The 18,156-nt window shown below is 66.3% G+C and carries 17 protein-coding genes; 5 read left to right on the forward strand and 12 right to left on the reverse strand.

What is annotated here, in order from left to right; translation table 11 throughout:
• Nucleotides 1–114 precede the first annotated feature (114 nt).
• Together VHP37_18065 and VHP37_18070 are read left to right on the forward strand one after the other, a co-directional pair.
• Nucleotides 115–969 carry a transglycosylase SLT domain-containing protein gene (locus VHP37_18065; GenBank protein HEX2828265.1) on the forward strand — a complete coding sequence of 285 codons (855 nt, stop codon included), beginning with the start codon at nucleotides 115–117 and terminating at the stop codon, nucleotides 967–969.
• A complete protein-coding gene (locus VHP37_18070) occupies nucleotides 966–2,441 on the forward strand; it encodes an FAD-binding protein (protein HEX2828266.1) in 1,476 nt (491 codons plus the stop codon). The genes VHP37_18065 and VHP37_18070 overlap by 4 nt, the downstream gene beginning before the upstream one ends.
• Nucleotides 2,442–2,448: 7 nt before the next feature.
• Here the strand turns inward: VHP37_18070 and VHP37_18075 are convergent, their stop codons facing one another.
• On the reverse strand, nucleotides 2,449–3,654 hold the full coding sequence (locus tag VHP37_18075) for an alpha-hydroxy acid oxidase (protein ID HEX2828267.1): 1,206 nt from the start codon (nucleotides 3,652–3,654) through the stop codon (nucleotides 2,449–2,451).
• Between the two features lie 50 nt (nucleotides 3,655–3,704).
• Nucleotides 3,705–4,583, reverse strand: coding sequence for a class A beta-lactamase (gene bla, locus VHP37_18080; protein HEX2828268.1), 879 nt, complete (start codon nucleotides 4,581–4,583; stop codon nucleotides 3,705–3,707).
• A 116-nt stretch (nucleotides 4,584–4,699) separates the two neighbouring features.
• On the opposite strand from bla, the gene VHP37_18085 reads away from it, so the two are divergent.
• The gene (locus tag VHP37_18085) at nucleotides 4,700–5,509 is read left to right on the forward strand and encodes an N-acyl homoserine lactonase family protein (GenBank protein HEX2828269.1); all 810 of its coding nucleotides are present in this window, start codon (nucleotides 4,700–4,702) and stop codon (nucleotides 5,507–5,509) included.
• Nucleotides 5,510–5,518: 9 nt separating this feature from the next.
• On the opposite strand, the gene VHP37_18090 is transcribed toward VHP37_18085, so the two are convergent.
• Nucleotides 5,519–6,505, reverse strand: a complete 987-nt coding sequence (locus VHP37_18090; GenBank protein ID HEX2828270.1) for a tripartite tricarboxylate transporter substrate binding protein — start codon at nucleotides 6,503–6,505, stop codon at nucleotides 5,519–5,521.
• A gap of 101 nt (nucleotides 6,506–6,606) precedes the next feature.
• Here VHP37_18090 and VHP37_18095 point away from each other — a divergent pair, with 101 nt between their 5' ends.
• Both VHP37_18095 and VHP37_18100 read left to right on the forward strand, forming a co-directional pair.
• Complete coding sequence (locus VHP37_18095) at nucleotides 6,607–7,227, forward strand: DJ-1/PfpI family protein (GenBank protein HEX2828271.1); 621 nt, start codon at nucleotides 6,607–6,609, stop codon at nucleotides 7,225–7,227.
• A gap of 68 nt (nucleotides 7,228–7,295) precedes the next feature.
• A complete protein-coding gene (locus VHP37_18100) occupies nucleotides 7,296–8,273 on the forward strand; it encodes a tripartite tricarboxylate transporter substrate binding protein (protein HEX2828272.1) in 978 nt (325 codons plus the stop codon).
• On the opposite strand, the gene VHP37_18105 is transcribed toward VHP37_18100, so the two are convergent.
• The 9 genes from VHP37_18105 to VHP37_18145 form a co-directional block, all read right to left on the reverse strand.
• On the reverse strand, nucleotides 8,260–9,135 hold the full coding sequence (locus tag VHP37_18105) for a phytanoyl-CoA dioxygenase family protein (GenBank protein ID HEX2828273.1): 876 nt from the start codon (nucleotides 9,133–9,135) through the stop codon (nucleotides 8,260–8,262). The genes VHP37_18100 and VHP37_18105 overlap by 14 nt on opposite strands.
• Before the next feature lie 16 nt (nucleotides 9,136–9,151).
• On the reverse strand, nucleotides 9,152–10,369 hold the full coding sequence (locus VHP37_18110) for a CoA transferase (GenBank protein ID HEX2828274.1): 1,218 nt from the start codon (nucleotides 10,367–10,369) through the stop codon (nucleotides 9,152–9,154).
• 255 nt (nucleotides 10,370–10,624) lie between these two features.
• Entirely contained in the window at nucleotides 10,625–11,191 is a 567-nt protein-coding gene (locus VHP37_18115; GenBank protein HEX2828275.1) for a cytochrome b, read from the reverse strand.
• Nucleotides 11,192–11,245: 54 nt separating this feature from the next.
• Nucleotides 11,246–12,664, reverse strand: coding sequence for a M23 family metallopeptidase (locus VHP37_18120; GenBank protein ID HEX2828276.1), 1,419 nt, complete (start codon nucleotides 12,662–12,664; stop codon nucleotides 11,246–11,248).
• Between the two features lie 173 nt (nucleotides 12,665–12,837).
• Entirely contained in the window at nucleotides 12,838–13,773 is a 936-nt protein-coding gene (locus VHP37_18125; protein HEX2828277.1) for an isocitrate lyase/PEP mutase family protein, read from the reverse strand.
• A gap of 8 nt (nucleotides 13,774–13,781) precedes the next feature.
• A complete protein-coding gene (locus tag VHP37_18130; protein HEX2828278.1) occupies nucleotides 13,782–14,753 on the reverse strand; it encodes a tripartite tricarboxylate transporter substrate binding protein in 972 nt (323 codons plus the stop codon).
• Nucleotides 14,741–15,298 carry a nitroreductase gene (locus VHP37_18135; protein ID HEX2828279.1) on the reverse strand — a complete coding sequence of 186 codons (558 nt, stop codon included), beginning with the start codon at nucleotides 15,296–15,298 and terminating at the stop codon, nucleotides 14,741–14,743. The genes VHP37_18130 and VHP37_18135 overlap by 13 nt, the downstream gene beginning before the upstream one ends.
• A gap of 21 nt (nucleotides 15,299–15,319) precedes the next feature.
• Nucleotides 15,320–16,471 carry an amidohydrolase family protein gene (locus VHP37_18140; protein HEX2828280.1) on the reverse strand — a complete coding sequence of 384 codons (1,152 nt, stop codon included), beginning with the start codon at nucleotides 16,469–16,471 and terminating at the stop codon, nucleotides 15,320–15,322.
• A gap of 11 nt (nucleotides 16,472–16,482) precedes the next feature.
• Nucleotides 16,483–18,132, reverse strand: coding sequence for a thiamine pyrophosphate-dependent enzyme (locus VHP37_18145; protein HEX2828281.1), 1,650 nt, complete (start codon nucleotides 18,130–18,132; stop codon nucleotides 16,483–16,485).
• Nucleotides 18,133–18,156: the final 24 nt, after the last annotated feature.

Below are 18,156 nucleotides of genomic sequence, written 5' to 3' on the forward strand. Positions count from 1 at the left end.
GGTGCACGCCAGCAGGTCGCTACACGGTCAACCTGTCAACACACCCCGAATCGCTTCCTTCATTTAGCCGACGTCGTGCTTTACGATGCGCCTTTGTCCAACGGCTCTGACCGCATGGTGAACAAACTCCGGCAAGCAGCCTCGAGATCGCTGGCGTGCGCGCTCGCGCTCGTGTGCGGTCACGCGGCCGCACAGGCGCTTCCCGACGTCACGGCGCTCGAAGCGTCAGCCAAACGCGGCGACGTGCCGGCCTTGATGACCCTGGCCGTCCTGTACGAGCGCGGCGAAAACGTCGAGCGCGATCTCCCCAAATCGAACGAGCTCTGGTGCAGGGCGGCGGCGCGCGGCAATGCCGACGCGGTCTTCAGGCTCGGACAGATCTACGGCTCGGGGCGGGAAATGCTGCCCAACGAGGGCGTCGCGGCACTGCTGATCAACAAGGCGGCCGAGCTCGGCAGCGAGCGCGCGAAAGAGCTCCTGCCTTACGTCTCCCGCGGCACCGGCAGCGTGCTGCCCGCCTGCATGAACGAACCGGTTGCGAGCGCCGCCGCATCCCCGGCCCTGCCGCAGGTACGAGGCGACGTCGCGCGGCTGGTGGAGCGCTGGGCGCCGGAATATGCCATCGACCCGGCGCTCGTGATGGCGTTGATCCACGTCGAATCGAATTTCCAGCCGGCCGCCGTGTCGCCCAAGAACGCTCAAGGCCTCATGCAGCTCATTCCCGCGACCGCCACGCGCTTCGGCGTGAAGAACGCTTTCAACACGCTCGACAATCTCAAGGGCGGGCTCGCGTACCTGCAATGGCTCATGTCGTATTTCAAAGGCGACGTCGCGCTGGTGTTGGCCGCGTATAACGCGGGCGAGAAAGCGGTCGAGCGCTACAACGGCATTCCGCCGTATCGCGAGACGCGCGAGTACGTGAAGCAGATCACCGCCCTCTACAAGAAACCGACCCACCCCTACCGTTGAACATCGATTGGGACAAGGCAGCCGACGTCGTCATCGTGGGATTCGGCGGTGCCGGCGCCGCGGCCGCGGTGACGGCGCACGATCTCGGCGCGAAGGTCGTACTGCTGGAAAAGGCGCCCGAAGGCGAAGAAGGCGGCAACACGCGCGTCGCGGGCCAGGGTTATCTCCAGATCTACGACGTCGACAAGGCGATCACCTATCTCAACGCGCTGTGCGGATCGTTCCCCGTGCCGCAAGCGATGGTGCGCGCGTGGGCCGGGGAAGTGAGCCGCAACAACGATTGGGTCTCGAGCATCGGCGGCGAACCCCGGGAACACCAGCACCAGCCCGAGGGCATCGAGTTCCCCGAGCTGCCGGGCGCCGACTGCGCGCACAAGTTCCATCACGGCGACGTCGTTGGCTACTCGAACACGTGGAAAGCGTTCGAATCGGCGGTGAAGCGCCGGCCGATCGAGATTCTGTACGAGACGCCGGGATGCGAGCTGATCCAGAACGGTGCGACGCGCGAGATCCTCGGCGTCCGCGCCGGGCACCGCGGCCGATCGCTGCGCGTGAAAGCACGCAAGGCGGTGGTGCTGACCTGCGGCGGCTTCGAGAACAACCAGGAGATGATCCGCAACTACCTGCCGGGTCTCGCGTCCTGCTACACCACCGGCAGCCCGTACAACAACGGAGACGGGATCAGCATGGCGCAGGCGGTCGGCGCCGATCTCTGGCACATGAACAACTACGCCGGGCCTTCGATGGCGCTCAAGGTGCCCGACTACCACTCGCCGTTTTCGATGACCCCGCTCCATCATTCGCACGAGCAGCCCGGCGGGATGATCGTCGTCGGGCCCGACGCGAACCGCTTCTGCGACGAGAAGCTGCACACGCGCCACGGCAAGGTGAAGCGCCACGGCCAGTGGGCGCCGATGCCGGTGCCGTGTCCGATGTTCATGGTGTTCGATCACGGCGTGTTCGGCGCGGGTCCGCTGTACGACGCGAAAGGACCGAGCGGGTGGGGACGCATCATCGAGCGTTACCCGTGGAGCCGCGACAACGCGGTGGAGCTGGAGCGCGGCTGGATCAGGCGAGCCGCAACGATGGCCGAGCTTGCGTCAACGATCGGCCTCGATGCGGCCGCGCTCGAAGCGACGGTGCTGCGATGGAATCACCTGTGCGAGGCCGGCAAGGACGCCGACTTCGGCCGCACCAAGATGCTGCGGCGTTTCGGGGATCCGCCGTACTACGCGATCGAGCTCTCCCCTTCGATGCTCAACACCCAGGGCGGGCCGCGTCGCAACGAGCGCGGACAGGTCCTGCGTCCCGACGGCTCGCCGATCCCGCGCCTCTACAGCGCCGGCGAGCTGGGCTCGATCTACAGCTACCTCTACCAGGGCACGGGCAACATCGGCGAATGCCTCGCGTTCGGGCGCATCAGCGCGCGCAACGCGGTGGCCGAATCACCCTGGGATCGCGAGCCGGCTTAGCCGCGGTTCATGCGTATTTCTTCGCGGCGATCGGGACCACGGACATCACGGGGCTCTGGTGCGCGAAGATGTGCGGGCCGATCTCCGCAACGCTGCGCGCGCCCACGTAGCCGAACGACCGCTCCATTTCATCCCTGAGGATCTGGATCGCCCTCGCGGCGCCCGCCTGCCCTCCGCACGCGGTGCCGTACAGCGTCGCCCTGCCGACCAGGACCATCTTCGCGCCGAGCGCGAGCGCCTTGACGATGTCGCTGCCGCGGCGCACGCCGCTGTCGAGGATCACGGTGCAGCGATCGCCGACCGCCGCCACGACTTCGGGCAGCATGTCGATGGTCGCCACCGCGCTGTCGAACGCGCGTCCGCCGTGATTCGACACGACCACTCCGTCGGCGCCCGCGTCGACCGCAGCCCTCGCCTGGTCGCCGGAGAGCACGCTCTTCACGATGAGCTTGCGCGGCCAGAAGTCGCGGAACTTGCGGATGTGCTCCCACGTCATGCCCTGGAACGACTTCGGGCGCGCGCGCGTCTTGCCGTCGAGGATCGTGTGGCGATAGCGATCGGGGAAGTTGGCGTTGGTGGGCATGCCTTCGTTCATGAGGTATTTGCGCATCACGCGCCACACCCAGCCCGGATGCCTCGCCATGTCGATCGCCGCCGTCATGTTGGGCTTGAACGGGAACGAGTAGCCGTTGCGCTCGTTGTGCTCGCGCCCGCGGCCCGGCGCCTGGTCGATCGTGACGACGAGCGCTTCCCAGCCGAGGTCGCGCGCACGCGTGACCATCTCGTAGGAGCCTTCCTGGTCCTCCCACGGATAGAGCTGGAACCACTTGCGGGCATCGGGCACTTTCTCGCTGACCTCTTCCATCGACGTCAGCGCGCCTGTCGCCAGCGTGAAAGGAATGCCCGCCGCGGCAGCCGCCTTCGCGAGCTCCACCTCGCCCTGGTACCACATCAGCCCCGCGCTGCCCGTCGGCGCGATGCCGAACGGCAGCTCGATGCGCTTGCCGAAGATCTCGGTGCCGAGATCGCGCCTGGACCAGTCGTTGAGAAAGCGCGTGCGCAGCTTGATGCGCTGGAACGCGGCGCGGTTCTCTTCGAGCGAGATCCCGTCTTCGGTGCCTTTGTCGACGTACTCGAAGACGCCTTTGGGGAGGCGGCGCTGCGCGAGCTCGCGCAGGTCGAAGATGTTGTAGCAGCGGTCGAGGTTGGTCATCGCCTCCTCCTGGTTATTCGATGCTGTCGTCCGTGCGTGGCGTTTCGACTCTAGCGTCGGGATACGATGGGGTCAATCGCACGCCGCGCGACGGCCGCGATGGCGCTCTCACGCTGCTCGAGGGGCGCCGCGGACTCCGCGATATACACCGCGACGACGATGGGCTCGCCTGCGGGTGTCCAGAACACGCCGACACTGTTGGTGCTGCCGTGCTCTCCCGTGCCGGTCTTGCTCGCGACACGCCAGCCGCCGGGCAGGCCGGACCGCAGCCGTCGGCCGTCCGTGACGGTCGCTTCCATCCACGCCGTGAGCTGGCGGCGGCCGGCTTCCGATAACGCATCGCCCAACAGGTTCCGGCGCAGCAACTGCGCCATCGCGCGCGGGCTGGTCGTGTCTCTCGGATCGCCGGGTACTGACTGGTTGAGCTCCGGCTCCCAGCGATCGAGACGCGTCACCGTGTCGCCGAGGCTGCGCGCATACCCGGTGAGCGCTTTCGGTCCACCGAAGCTCGCCAGCAGCAGGTTTCCGGCCGCGTTGTCGCTGACCGCGACGGCGGCGTGGCAAAGCTCCGCGACGGTCATGCTGCCGCCCGCGTGCTTTTCGGTGACCGGCGAGTACGGCAACAGCACCTCGCTTCCGACGTGCACGCGGCGTTGCAGGTCCTCCGATCCGGCATCGACCCGCCGCAATACGCAGGCTGCGGCGAGCCATTTGAAGGTGCTGCACATCGGAAAACGCTCGTCCAGGCGGTTACCGTGGAGCGCCCCCTTGCGAAACACCGCCACCCCGAGGCGGCCGCCGCAGGCAGCCTCGATGTCGCTCCAGCGCTCGTGGAGCGCTGCCGGCGCAGCATGCGCACGCGCCCCCAGGGTCGATACGAGAATCGAGCCGCCCAGGCTCGAGATGAACTTACGTCGGTCTATGGTCATGATGATCGGGAGGAAACCGACCCTTCTACCACATGCGGGGGCATGATTACGCGCACTTGGTGTACGCCGATACGTCGGATAAAGTGATTGCCCGCTCACTCCGGAGGACGTGTCGAATGAAAAAAATCCTATCCTCGCTGGCGGCGACGGTATGCATGCTCGCCGGTCTGTCGGTAAACGCGGCAGACATGTCCCTCACCCGCCTCGACTGCGGCACGCCGCAGGCGCCCACCCAGGTCAACCAGCGCTTCTCCGACACCTTCGCCTACGGCGACCTGAAACTGCAGTTCGTGTTCAGCTGCTATCTCGTCAAGCACGGCGACGAATACATGTTGTGGGACACCGGGCATTCGATGAGCGCGCCGAACGTGGCGCCGAAGGTGAGCGTGGTGGATCAACTCGCCAAGCTCAACGTGAAGCCGGAGCAGATCAAGTACGTCGGCATCAGCCACTATCACGCGGACCACACCGGCCAGGTCGCGTCGTTCCCCGGCGCGCTGCTGCTGATCGGCAAGTACGAATGGGATGCGATCAGCGCGCCGACGCCGACCCAGGGCGTGAATCACGCGCCGTTCGAGAGCTGGAAGAAAGGCGCGAGCAAGGTCGAGCCGCTCACCAACGACAAGGACGTGTGGGGTGACGGCAGCGTCGTCGTGCTGGCCACGCCCGGCCACACGCCGGGGCATCGCAGCCTGATGGTGAAGCTGGCGCAGAGCGGCACGGTCATCCTGAGCGGCGATGCGGTGCACTTCCGCGAGAATTACGAGACCAACGGCGTGCCGTGGTTCAACTACGACCGCGCCCAGACGCTCGCATCGATCGACCGCATCAGGAAGCTGCTCGCGAACGCGAAGGGCACGCTCGTCATCCAGCACGACGCGCGCGACATCCAGAAGCTGCCCGCGTTCCCGGCCGCGGCGCGGTGAGCGCGAGGGCTACTGAACCTTGATGCCCGCGTCGCGCACGACCGCGCCGAAACGCTGACGCGCCTGTTTCTGGTGTGCCGCGAACGCCTGCGGCGTCATCGGTGCCACGGCTTCCGCGGCCATGTTCGTCAGCGTCGCGCGCGTCTCGGGCATCTGCATGATGCGCCCGATCTCGCGGTTGAGGCGCGTCACGATCTCATTCGGCGTTCCGGCCGGCGCGTAGACGCCCGACATCCACGTGATGTCCACGTTGGCGCCCGCTTCGGCCATCGTCGGCGCCTCCGGGAAGATCGGCGAGCGCGTCGGCCCGGGCACCGCGAGCAGCCGCACTTTCTCGCTCTTGATGTGGCCGATCGCAGCGCCGAGATCGAACGTGAAGTCGATCGCCCCGCCGAGAAGGTCGACCAGCGCCTGCTGCGAGCCTTTGTAAGGCACGTGCGTCACCTTGATGTTCGCAACGCGCATCAACATCTCCGCAGCGATGTGCTGGAGGGTGCCGTTACCGGCCGAGCCGTAGTTGAGCTTGCCGGGATTGGCGCGCGCATAGGCGATCAGTTCGGCGAGGTTTCTGACCGGAAGGCCGGGCCGGACGATGAAGAAGATCGCGGCTTTGGCGGTCGGCGCGACCGGGTCGAGCTCGCGCTCCACATCGACCGCCATCCTGTAGAGAAACGGATTGACCAGGATGGTGCCGTCCGACGAATGCAGCAGCGTGTAGCCGTCGGCGGACGCTTTCGCGGCGGCTTCGAGGCCCACATTGCCGCCGACGCCGACCCGGTTGTCGACCACGATGGCCTGGCCGAGCGACTCCGAAAGACGCGTCGCCATCGCGCGCGCGATGACGTCGGTCGAGCCCCCGGCTGCGAAATTCACGATCAGGCGTACCGGTTTGTTGGGCCAGGCCGGCTGCCCCATGACCGGATACGCCACCGCGAGCGCGACGACGGCAGCACAGCGGCCGATGAACAGCGCGAGGTGACTCTCGAACGTTCTCATGGTCGCTCTCCTCACGCGGCTGGTCACGCTGTGGCTTGCGGTGCATTATGCGAGTACCGGCAGCGCCGCGATAGCCTCTCGGAGACGACCAGGAGATCCAGATGAACATCGCCATACTGACGTTCGAAGGCTTCAACGAGATCGACTCGTTCGTGAGCCACCACATCCTGACCCGGGTGGACCTCGCGGACTGGAACGTCGCGATCGCGTGCCCGAGCGAGACGGTGACGTCGACGGGCGGCATCCGTGTCACCGCGCAGCAGCCGCTCGAGTATGCGAACGACGCCGATGCGGTGCTGTTCGGCGGCAGCCCGCGCAGCCGCCAGATCGTCGAGGCCCCCTCGATCATGTCGCGGCTGAAGCTCGATCCGAAGCGCCAGCTCATCGGCTCGCAATGCGCGGGCGCGTGGTTCCTGGCGAAGCTCGGTCTGCTTGCAAACCTGCCGGTGTGCACGAGCATGAAGTCGCGCGCCGGGCTGGAAGCGCTGGGCATCCGCGTGCTCGACCAGCCGTTCGTCGCGACCGGCAACATCGCGAGCGCCGGCGGGTGTCTCGCGTCGCCCTATCTCGCCGGATGGGTCATCTCGCGCCTGCTCGGCCGCGACACCGCCGAGAAGGCGCTGCGCATCGTGGCGCCGGTCGGTGAGAAGGCCGAGTACGTCGCCAAGGTTCTCGATGTCGTGGCGCCGGTCGAGACGGCCGAGGTCGAGCGCATCGAATGAGCGCGTAGTTACGCCCCTGGCAGTATCGACCGCCGTACGCATCATGCAGTCCTCTCGGGGAGGTGCTCATGAACCGCGTAAACCGGACCGTTGCAAGCTGGCTCACGCTCGCCGGGATTTGCGCGGCGGCGAGCGCGCAGGACAAACCACCCGATTATCCGACCCGGCCGATCCGGCTGGTCGTCGCAGCGTCCGCCGGCGCGGGCGGCGACATGATGGCGCGAGCCGTCGCTCAGATGCTGGTGGACGCGTGGGGACAGAACACCATCGTCGACAACCGCCCCGGCGCCAGCGGCACCATCGCCGTCGAGCTGGTCGCGAGATCGGCGCCGGACGGTTACACGCTGCTGAGCCTCGGCGACACGCTCATCATCCTCGGTGCGACGAAGCGGGTGTCCATCGACGTGCTCAAGTCCTTCGAGCCCGTCACGCCCACGTCGGTCCAGCCGTACATCATCCTCGCCCATGCGAGCCTGCCCGCGAAGTCGATCAAGGAGCTGGTCGCGCACTCGGCCGCGCGCGGCGTGACGTACTCCGGCTCGACGGGCGTCGGCGCGGCGGTGCACCTGGGCATGGAACGCTTCGCACAGCTATCCGGCGCGAAGCTGCAGTTCGTGCCCTACAAAGGCACCGCGCCCGCGATCGTCGCGGCGATGGGCGGCGAGATCCAGATGGCGGTCGCAAGCACGCTCTCCGCGACGCCCGCGATGCGAAGCGGCAAGCTGCGCGGACTGGCCGCGCTGAGCTTGACGCGCGTGCCGTCGATGCCGGATCTGCCGACGGTGGCCGAGCAGGGATATCCCGATTTCAAGATCATCAACCGCTACGGCCTGCAGGCCCCGGCGGGGACGCCGCGCAGGATCGTCGATGCACTGAATCGCGTGGTGAGCGACGGCTTTTATTCGCCGCAGATGATGCAGCGGCTCGTGGCCGACGGTAGCCAGCCCGCCGAGCGCATGACGCCGGCGCAGTTCAAAGCCGCGCTCGCGCGCGACTATACGGAGGTCGAGCAGCAGGTGAAGCGGCTGAACATCAAGCTCGAATAGACGCCCGGCTCGATCGGCCCGCAAGCTTCGCGTGCTTCGACTCTTCCTCCAGGTACGCATCCCGGTAGAGGCTCATCGCCCGCTCGTGCGCGGCCACTTCGGTCTCTCCCAGCTCTTCTTTCGGCCAGGCGGCCTCCTCGAAGTGCCCGTAGCGATCGACGCCGCGCACGAGCAGCGCTGCATGGCGGATCGATCCCGACGGCTTGACGCTCGTGGGGATGTAATTGAGCCCCAGTCCGATGCGCCGGTGATTCGAGGTGTTGGGCCCCGACCGGTGCGGGCACAGCCCATGGTGCATCGAGAACCATCCGGCCTCGAGCGGCATCGCCACCGGCGCGCTCTCGTCGAGCGGCTCGGTGATGACCTGGCCTGCGCGATTGACGCTGTCCCTTACGGCGTGCGAGACGTGGCTCAGTTGGCGCGGCCTGCCTCGAAACGACAGCGCGTCCATGCAACCGGCGGCCTCGCTCGCCTCGGTCAAGGCGATCCAGATCGTGACCTCTTCTTTCGGGTCCAGTCCATAGTAGGTCGAATCCTGGTGCCACGCGGCGATCGTCGGCGAGCGCGGCTCCTTGATGAAGAACGTGCTGGTGAAAATCAGGATGTCAGGTCCGAGCAGATCCTCGACCTTGTCGAGAATGCGCGGGTGTCGCGCCAGTTTCGCCGCCCAGGGCATGAGCAGATAGACCATCGACCGCCATTTCATGGCCTCGTCCGCGTTGATCGGGGAACCCAGCCACTGCTCGTAACGCGCCACACCCTGACGGCAGGCTCGCAGCTCTTGTTCATCGAGCAGCGGGAACGGGGACAGGAATCCGTCGTACTTCCATTGCGCGACCTGATCCGCCGACAACGCGTTCATCGAGCGTCTCCTCCGATCACGCCGACGCGACCGTGTCGTAGTGGTCCTCTTTCGAGATGACGCCCGCAGCGTACAGCTTCGCGATGTCGCCGTCGGAATAGCCGAGCAGCCCGCCCAGCACCTCCTCGTTGTGCTCGCCGACTTTCGGTGTGGAGCCCACGGTCACCGGCGTGCGGCCGAAGTGCCAGAAATCGCCGGACACCGCGATCGTGCCGGCGAGGAAATCCGGCACTTCGACGAGCGCGCGCCGCTCCCATGGATGCGGATCGCGCGACGCCTGGGGAATGGTGTTCACCGGCGCCGCGGTGACGTCGTGGCGCGTGAAGTGCCCGATCGCGTCTTTCATGCTCATCGTGGACAACATCGCCGTGACCGCTTCGTTGATCGCCGCGGCGTTCTTCGCACGGTCGCGGCGCTGCGCGAAGCGCGCATCGTCCTGCCATTCGGGCTTGCCGAGCGCCCTGCACACGCGCGGCCACATGTGGTCGTCGCCGGCGGAAATGAGGATCCATCCGTCGGCGCACGGATACATCCCGCTGGGCGCCGATTCGGAACGGCCGCGCTTCGGCTCCACGCCGGCGCCGTGATACGCGGTGATGGGAATCTCGGTTAGGCTGTAGCCGGAATCGGCGAGGCACACGTCGATCGTCTGCCCTACTCCGGACACGGTCCTCTCCATGAGCGCCGCGAGCGTGCCGATCGCCGAATGCAGCGCCGTCGTGCGATCGATGATCGGCACACCGGCGCGGATCGGCGGCATCCCTTCCGCGCCGGTGACCATCGCGATGCCCGACATCGTCTGACCGATCGGGTCGTAACCGATCTGGTCGCGATACGGACCGAATTGCCCGTACGCCGAGATGTTGACCATGACGATGCGCGGGTTCAGCGCCTTGAGCGTTTCGTAGCCGAAACCCATCTCGTCGATCGTCCCGGGCCGGAAGTTCTGCACCAGCACGTCGGCCACCTTGACCAGCTTGCGCAGCGCCGCTTTGCCGTCTTCGGTGCGCAAATCCATGCTCACGCTCTTCTTGCCGCTGTTGTATTGAACCCAGTAGGCGCTCTGCCTGCGCACCCACGGCGCGTGGTAGCGCGTTTCTTCGCCGCCGATGCGCTCGATCTTGATGACTTCGGCGCCGAGGCGGGCGAGCACCTGCGCACAGCGGGGTCCGGCCTGATGGCGGCCCAGGTCGATCACGCGGATGCCATGCAGAGGACCAAAGGCCTGTGTCATCGCTCTCTCCTTGTGTGCGTGCGTCGCGTCCAGTATCGTCAGTGCGGCCTCAGGACGCAAACATGATCGAGATGAAATCGATTGAGTACATCCTCACCGGGTGTCTGTGCTTAGGGAACGCCGGCGCCGATCGTCGCGCGCTACGGTAAGCTGCTGAAAGCGATGGGGGTGACGAGCCTGGGAAGGGAAGTCATATGGCGACCACCGCGAAGATCACCAGAGCGCTCGGCATACGCGTCGAGCGCTAGGCGTGCGTCAGGGCCTGCCGAAAGGCAGCATGCGGTGCAGCAACCCATCGCGGTCGAAGATGTGGCGCTTCAGACCCAGGCCCACGTGAGAGCCCGCGATGATCACGATCGCGTAGGACGTGACGAGGTGAACGACGCGGGCGGTGGTCGCGAGCCATTCCTGCTTGCCGATGGGATTGGGCAGGTCCCATCGTCCGAACAGCCGGACGCCGTAATCGCCCGCCATGACGAAGAGGTAGCCGCTCACCGGCATCAGGAACATGCAGGTGTAGAGGAGCGTCTCGTTCCAGCCGGAGAGGGAGCGCTCGGCCGGCGTGAGGCCGGGCGCCCAATCGGGCAGTGAAGTGAGCTTGCGCCACGCCAAGCGCAATATCACGAGGGCGAGCAGCACCAGCCCGATCGACTTGTGCCAGTTGTAATACACGTCCTGACCGAACCCGAGCACCGTTTTGTTCGGCTCTATCCGGGTCATGATGTTGGCGACCACGTACTGGTACGCGAAGAGCAGGAATACCGCCCAATGGAAGAACCGGGTAACCGACCCATAGTGCGTGGCGGAGTTGCGCAGTGGCATACGAATCTCCCCTGATACGCCGTGGCGAACCCGCACATCATACCGATAAGGCGCTCAACGCCGGCGCTTGGTCCCCTTGCCCGCGCGCGCCGAACGCTGCGATTCGGCCACCGCCTCGCTGCTCTTGCCCGCGAGCTTCGGCGTGAGGTTGTCGGTGATCCACTTCTGGTCCCACCACTCCACCGGCAGGACGGCGACGCCGTTCAGATAGACCCCGTAGTGCAGGTGATCGCCGGCGGCGAGCCCGGTCTCGCCGGTCTTGCCGAGGATCTGCCGCTGCTTCACCGTATCGCCGACCTTCACGTCGAACGAGCTCAGGTGGCCGTAGAGCGTGAAGAGGCCGAGGCCGTGATCGAGGATGACGCAGTTGCCGTAGATGCCCAGGGGCTCGGCGTAAACGACGGTGCCGCTGTTGGCGGCTTCGATCGGATAGTGTTTCGTGACCGACAGGTCGTAGCCGAGGTGATAGGCGGTGTCGACCGGCTCGCCGTTATAGACGTAGGTCCGCTGATCGGCGAAGTTGGCTTCCACCTTGGAGTTGCTGAGCTGGGCGAAGGCGCCGCTCCAGAGCATCGTCGGCGTCCCTTTGCTGGTGACCTCCATGATCTTCTTCTCGTTGTCGGCCCTGAGCTTCTTGTTGACCGCGACGAAGATGTCCTTCGGCGAGCCCTGCCGCGCGGCGACGTCCGTCAGCAGCGGCACGACCTTGTTCTGGAGAAAGTTGTCCGAAAGCGCGATCGTGCTCTTCTTGTAATTCACGTTCTTGAGCTCGTAGACGACCGGGATCTGCCTGGAGTTTCCCGCCTTGTCGGTCGCGACGAGCTGCGCCTTGGCGTCCGCCGGCACGTTGTAGGCGTGCGCGAAAAGCGCGATGTAGGCGTCGGGCTGATCCTTGATCTGGCCTTTGTAACCCGGAAAGAAATAATTGCCGAGCTTCACGCCGCTCGTCGCGGTGTCGGCCGAAGCCTTGTAGACGATCACGCCGACGCCGCCGAAGTTGACGTAGCGGTCATCGGCGATGAGCTCGACCGTCGGCGGCGTGACGTCGATCGTGAGGTTCTTCTGGATGACGGTCTCGTTGCCGCGGAACCAGTTCCACAGCGATGCGTCCCGCGCGGTGACGCGCAATACCGCAGGACCTTCCTTGAGGCCGGACAGCTTGGACGTCGCGAGGCTGAATTTCTTCCCGCTCGCCGGCTGGGCGAACTGCTCGGAGAGCAGCGGGTAGTCCGTGCCGCCCGCGGAAAGGGTCGCAGAAACCGATTTCAATCCGGCGCCCGCGTCGTGCACAGCGATGTCCATGGACGACAGTCCAAGCACGTCGGAGTCCGGAAGCTTCACTTGCGGCGCGCTGCGTTCGAAGCGCGGCGCGAGGTAATACCCGCCGCCCGCGAGAACGATGACAACGATCAGGAAAAGGACACCGATGATCGGGAATTTTCTTTGGGCTCGGTCGGATTCGAATGCGCTCATGTAGTCGAATGAAAGGATAGGTGAACGGAAGCCAGTCCCGAGGGTATCGCACGAAAGCCGTGCAATCCATCTACTTCCGCTTATTTGAATCGGAGCCTGCGAGAAAATTCCATGATGTTTCATCGCGAGAGATCGTCGCCGGCTGCGCGGCCCCTCGCAATGACACGCAGGAACTAACGGCGATACTTCTCCAGCATCGCGCCGGAGAGATACCGCTCCTCGAGCTCGCGCTGCCTGTCGAGGCCCTCGCCTTCCGGGCCGACCTCGGGGACCGGATACGGATCGTCCTTGCGGCTCGCCGTGAAATCGTTCCAGGCGCCGACGTCGCGCTCCCGGAACTCGCGCATGAAATCCCACAGCGCCGCCCACGTGACGTGGTGGGTGAAGCTCGGATACCACGCGATGCTCACGCCGAGCGCCAAGTGCTCGTCGAAGCCGAGGAAGCGCCCGAGCTTGCCTTTCATGAACGAGAACGGGCCGTCGACGGCGGCGCGCGCCTGCCTGATCTCGTCGGTGGAATGCGGCGATTCGAGCTGCACCCAGTCGACGCCGGCCTGCTCGCGATACGCCTTCAGCCGCTCGAGCGTATCCTCGAAGCTGCTGTTGGCCGCATCGCGCGCGTAGCACTGCGCCATCACGACGAAGTCCGGATCGAGCTCGTTCTTCATGTCGACCGCGGCGCGATAGCGCGCGACCGCCTGCTCGAGCGGCACGACCTCGACGCCCGCGCTCTGGGTCTTGCGCTTGCCTTCGATCGGCTGGTCGTCGATGCGGATGCCCGCGATGCCGGCGCGTATGCACTCGCGGATCATGCGGCGCACCGCCATCACGCCGCCGTGACCGGTATCGCCGTCCATCATCACCGGGAAATTCACCGCCTGCGCGATCCAGCCGGCGATCTGCACGCACTCGGTCATGGTCAGCGTGCCGACGTCGGCGAGCCCGGTGTAGGCGCCGACCACGCCGCCGGTGCCGACGAAACCCGCCTCGCAACCCGCCTTCTCCATGATGCGCGCGTGCGCGGCGGTCGGCGGGTGCAGCACCGCGAGCACCTTGTCCTTGCGGTGGATGAGCTGCTTCAGACGCGTGGATTTTTCGTTGATGGCCATGCCGTCTCCTAGTCAAGCCTGATGCCGGCGTCCTTCACCACCTTGCGCCAGCGGGCGATATCGCTCGCCACGAACTGCCGCAGCTGCTCGGGCGAGCTGCCGACCGGTTCGCCGCCGTCGGGCGCAAGGCGCGATACGACGTCGGGCGCCTTGGCGCTCTTCGCGAGCTCCCCGCTGAGCTTCGCGACGATCGCCTGCGGTGTGCCCGCGGGCGCGAACCACGCGTGCCAGGTGCTCGATTCGTAACCGGCGACGCCGCTTTCGCTGAGCGTCGGCAGGTCAGGCGCCGCGGGCGAGCGCTTCGCGGTGGTGACGCCGAGCGCGCGCAGCTTGCCCGATTTGGCGAAGTGCAGGCTCGACAGCACGTTGCCGATGAGGGTGTGCACCTGTCCCGACATCGCATCGACGAGCGCGGGGCCGGTGCCTTTGTAAGGAACGTGGGTGAGCTCGATGCGCGCGAGCGTCGTGAACAGCGCGTAAGCGAGATGCGTGGACGAGCCGTGTCCCGAAGATGCGTAAGTGAGCGCGCCGGGCCGCGCCCTGGCGAGCGCCACGAGGTCTTTCACGCTTCTCACCGGCAGCGACGGATGCGCCATCAGCAGAAACGGCGCCTGCACCAGGAGCGAGATCGGCGCGAAATCCTTCGACGGGTCGTAACCGAGGCTCGCATGCACCGCCGGCGCGATGGTGAAACCGCCCGTCGCGCCGAGCAGCGTGTAGCCGTCCGGCGCCGCCAATGCGACGGTCCTGTACGCGAGCACGCTGCCCGAGCCGGTGCGGTTCTCCACCACGAACGCGCGGCCGAAAGCATCGGTGAGCTTCTGCGCGAAGATCCGCGTCTGGATATCGTTGCCGCCGCCCGGCGCCTGGCCGACGATGACGCGGACAGGCTTGGCGGGATAGTCCGGGACCGTTTGAGCGACGGCGCGCGGCGCCAGCGCCGCGGCGCTCACGAGCAACAGCGCCTTCAGCCGGTCCATTCGGTCACGAAATGCTCCGGCACCGGACGCTGGGCCGGCGGAGGATCGCCGGCAGGCGTGCCGAGATAGATCAGGCCGACGATCGAGTCCGCCGGCTCGAGCCCGAGCGCCGTCTTCACGCTCGCGTCGTAGGCGACGTCGCCGGTTCGCCACATCGCGCCGAAACCGAGCGCGTGCGCCGCGAGCATGATGTTCTGCGCCGCCGCGCCGACGGCCAGGACCTGCTCGATCTCCGGAATCTTGCCGGCCTGCGTGTGCGCCGCGACGACGACGATCAGCGGCGCACGCATCGGCTTCGCGCGCTCGCGCTCCAGCATCTCCGGACTGGTGTCGGGACGCCGCTCCTTGAGGGTTTTCGCCATGACCTCGCCGAAGCGCTCGCGCGCTTCGTCGCGGATGACGACGAAACGCCAGGGCCGCAGGCGGCCGTGGTCGGGGGCGGTGACCGCGCTCCGGAAAATCTCGGCGAGCTCCATGTCGTCCGGAGGCGGGTCCTGAAGCTTGCCTGCCGACTGGCGGGTGTGCAGCAGCTCTAATGCGTCCATCGGGTCATCTCCCTGAAGTCCTTACTGAAGCCCGGCACGTGCATAGAGACGCACCGCGTTGTCCCACATGAGCTTGCGCCGGCGCTCCTGGCCCATCTCCCAGCCGAGCGCGATGTTCACGGTCTCGGGGAAGTGGCTCTCGCCGTGAGGATAGTCCGACGCATACATGAGCACCTCGTCGCCGACGAGATCGGCGACCGCGTTGGTCATTCCGGCGCCTTCGGGCACTTCGATGCTCTGGAAGTAGCGGCCGCTCGTCACGTACTCGCTCGGCTTCATCTTGAGCGCGGGCAGCGCGGCGCGAATGGTCTCGGCGTGCTCGTCCAGGCGCTTCATCCAGAACGGCAGCCAGCCGTGGCCCGCTTCGAGCGTGCCGATGCGTAAACCAGGATAGCGGTCCATCACGCCGCTGCCGATCAGCGCGGCCATGTTGCGCATGCCGCACCACGGATGGGCCGCCGAGCGCTGCACGAACAGGTTCTCCCAGGTGTCGAGGCCGCCCGGGGCGTACGGCGGCATGACGGTGAACGTGTGCAGGCAGACCGCGAGATCGTGCGCGGCCGCCTCCGCCCAGATCGGCTCGAGGTCGGGATGGTCGAGCGGCATGCCGTACGGCGTGTACGCCATGACGCCCCATGCCCAGCGCGACCTGCCCCAGCGGCGGATCTCCGCGACGCTGCCTTCGACGTCTCGCGCGCACGCGAGCACGAGACCGCCGAGGCGCGTCGGGTAATCGCTGCAATAGTCCTGCATCCAGCGGTGATACGCGCGATACATGCCGGCCTCGAGCGCGACGTCGTCGCCGGCGGTCCACGTCCCGAACCAGCCCGAAGGCAGCGTGAGGTTCACGTCGACGCCTTCGTAATCCATGTCCTTGATGCGCTCGGACGGATCGGCGTCGAGAGTCGGCGAAGGATCACGCTCGCGCGCAACGCCGGTGTAGCCCGCCATGTAACCGGCAGGCGCCTGATCCGCTTCGGCGTCGCCGAGCCTGCGCCGGTAAATGCGCTGACCCTTCGTGTACGTGACGTGGCCGCCCTTGTTGACGCTCTTGTAGTCCTCCCACGCCTGGAGGCGCGTCCGTTCCGAGTCGGTGAGGTACTTGTCCAGGACCTCCATGTACGGACCGACGTGCGTATCCGAATCGAAGATCCTGTAGCCGTTTCTGGCCATGCAATTCCCCTTTACTCGCGTCCCACCCACCCGCCGTGCACCGGATAGTGCGAGCAGATGAACTCGAGAAAAGCCGGGCGGCCTTTCGCGTTTTCTGCGAACGCGCGTTCGAGCGCCGGGATGATCTCCGCGGGCTCGGTCACGTCTTCGGCATGGTAGCCGACGGCCCGCGCCATCGACGCCATGCACGCCGATCCGTGCTCCGACACTTTCCAGGTGTAAGGATCGTGGCCCTTGCCCCAGAATCCCGGACCGTATCCCGAGTAACCGCCGTTGTTGATGTGCAGCGTGGTGAGGCCCACGCCGTAGCGCGCCGCGGCTTCGAAGCTGCCCATCATGTAGCACACCCCCGCATCGCCGGTGATGTTCACGCACTGCCGGTCCGGATACGCGAGCTTGGCCGCGAACGCGCCCGCGAAGCTGAAGCCCAGGGTCGACACGTTGCCCCAGCCGAGGTGGCCGCGCGGGATCTGCGCCTGGTACACCGTGCTCGTCTGGTCGCGCGTATTGCCCGAATCCGCCGTCACGAAGGACTTCTTCGGATCGAGCACTTTCATCAGGTCGCCGATGACGCGGTACGGATTCATCGGCGTGTCGTTCGACTCCATGACCGGCTGGAACTTCGCCATGAACTCCTTGCGGCCCGCGCTGATGTCGTCGAGCAGGTTCGGATTCTTTTTCGGCCCCTGCTTCGCAAGCTCGGCTGCGAGCGCCTGCAGCGTGAGCTTCGCATCGCCGATCACCGCGTGCCTGGTCTCGTAGCTGCGGTGGATGTCGATGAGATCGACGTTGCACTGGACGATCGTCTTCTTGTGCGGCTCGGGCACCGCGTGGCTGAAGCGGTTCGGGAACAGGCTCGAGCCGATCGCGAACAGGAGATCGCACTTCTCGAGGTAGTGCGCGGCGAGCGAGCCGCGCACGCCGAGCGACAGCGGATGGTTCTCGGGGAACGTGCCCTTGCCCTTGAGCGTGGTGAGGACCGGCACGTGGGCGAGCTCGGCGAATTGCAGCAGCTCTTGCGTCGCGTCGGCGTAATACACGCCTTCGCCGACGTAGAGCAGCGGATCTTTCGCCGCGCGTAACGCCTGGATCGCGGCCTTGACGTCGTCCGGATCGGGGCCGCTGCGCCAGCCTTTCACCGGCGTGTAGGGAACCTGGTCCTCGTCGTACTCGCCGAGGTCGCGCGGCACGACGAGCAGCACCGGACCGGGCCGGCCCGAGCGCAGATGCGTGAACGCGCGGCGCATGTAATCGGGAACGAGGTCGGCGCGATCGATCTCGCCGACCCACTTGGTCACGGGCTTGAACGCCTGCGCGATATCGAAATGGGTGTGCCGGCTCGCGCCCCGGGCGAGGCCTTCGACCATGATCAGCACCGGGGAGGAATCCTCCCACGCCTGCGCGATCGCGCCGTACGCCATCTGGATGCCCGCGGCGTTGAGGCCGGCCATCGCCGTGCACACGCCGATCTGCCGGCCGCACGTCACGCGCGAGAACGCGTCCGCGACTGCGATGCCGAAACGCTCCTCGCCCATCATGTAGATGGGCACTCCTTCCTCGCCCAGCGCGTTGTTGATGGGGCTGGTGGGATAGCAGCTGATCCACTTGACGCCTTCGGCCTTGAGTATCCGTGCAACGCCATTCATCGCCTTGATGTTCATGACGGCTCCTCCCGAGGAAGCGAA

It is taken from the genome of Burkholderiales bacterium, assembly GCA_036262035.1.
Taxonomy (GTDB): domain Bacteria; phylum Pseudomonadota; class Gammaproteobacteria; order Burkholderiales; family SG8-41; genus JAQGMV01.

Excerpts from the sequence above, each read along its gene's own strand:
- VHP37_18065 (HEX2828265.1), top strand. The coding sequence starts at position 115 with ATGGTGAACAAACTCCGGCAAGCAGCCTCGAGATCGCTGGCGTGCGCG.
- VHP37_18075 (HEX2828267.1), bottom strand. The coding sequence starts at position 3,654 with ATGACCAACCTCGACCGCTGCTACAACATCTTCGACCTGCGCGAGCTC.
- bla (HEX2828268.1), bottom strand. The coding sequence starts at position 4,583 with ATGACCATAGACCGACGTAAGTTCATCTCGAGCCTGGGCGGCTCGATT.
- VHP37_18085 (HEX2828269.1), top strand. The coding sequence starts at position 4,700 with ATGAAAAAAATCCTATCCTCGCTGGCGGCGACGGTATGCATGCTCGCC.
- VHP37_18090 (HEX2828270.1), bottom strand. The coding sequence starts at position 6,505 with ATGAGAACGTTCGAGAGTCACCTCGCGCTGTTCATCGGCCGCTGTGCT.
- VHP37_18095 (HEX2828271.1), top strand. The coding sequence starts at position 6,607 with ATGAACATCGCCATACTGACGTTCGAAGGCTTCAACGAGATCGACTCG.
- VHP37_18100 (HEX2828272.1), top strand. The coding sequence starts at position 7,296 with ATGAACCGCGTAAACCGGACCGTTGCAAGCTGGCTCACGCTCGCCGGG.
- VHP37_18105 (HEX2828273.1), bottom strand. The coding sequence starts at position 9,135 with ATGAACGCGTTGTCGGCGGATCAGGTCGCGCAATGGAAGTACGACGGA.
- VHP37_18110 (HEX2828274.1), bottom strand. The coding sequence starts at position 10,369 with ATGACACAGGCCTTTGGTCCTCTGCATGGCATCCGCGTGATCGACCTG.
- VHP37_18115 (HEX2828275.1), bottom strand. The coding sequence starts at position 11,191 with ATGCCACTGCGCAACTCCGCCACGCACTATGGGTCGGTTACCCGGTTC.
- VHP37_18120 (HEX2828276.1), bottom strand. The coding sequence starts at position 12,664 with ATGAGCGCATTCGAATCCGACCGAGCCCAAAGAAAATTCCCGATCATC.
- VHP37_18125 (HEX2828277.1), bottom strand. The coding sequence starts at position 13,773 with ATGGCCATCAACGAAAAATCCACGCGTCTGAAGCAGCTCATCCACCGC.
- VHP37_18130 (HEX2828278.1), bottom strand. The coding sequence starts at position 14,753 with ATGGACCGGCTGAAGGCGCTGTTGCTCGTGAGCGCCGCGGCGCTGGCG.
- VHP37_18135 (HEX2828279.1), bottom strand. The coding sequence starts at position 15,298 with ATGGACGCATTAGAGCTGCTGCACACCCGCCAGTCGGCAGGCAAGCTT.
- VHP37_18140 (HEX2828280.1), bottom strand. The coding sequence starts at position 16,471 with ATGGCCAGAAACGGCTACAGGATCTTCGATTCGGATACGCACGTCGGT.
- VHP37_18145 (HEX2828281.1), bottom strand. The coding sequence starts at position 18,132 with ATGAACATCAAGGCGATGAATGGCGTTGCACGGATACTCAAGGCCGAA.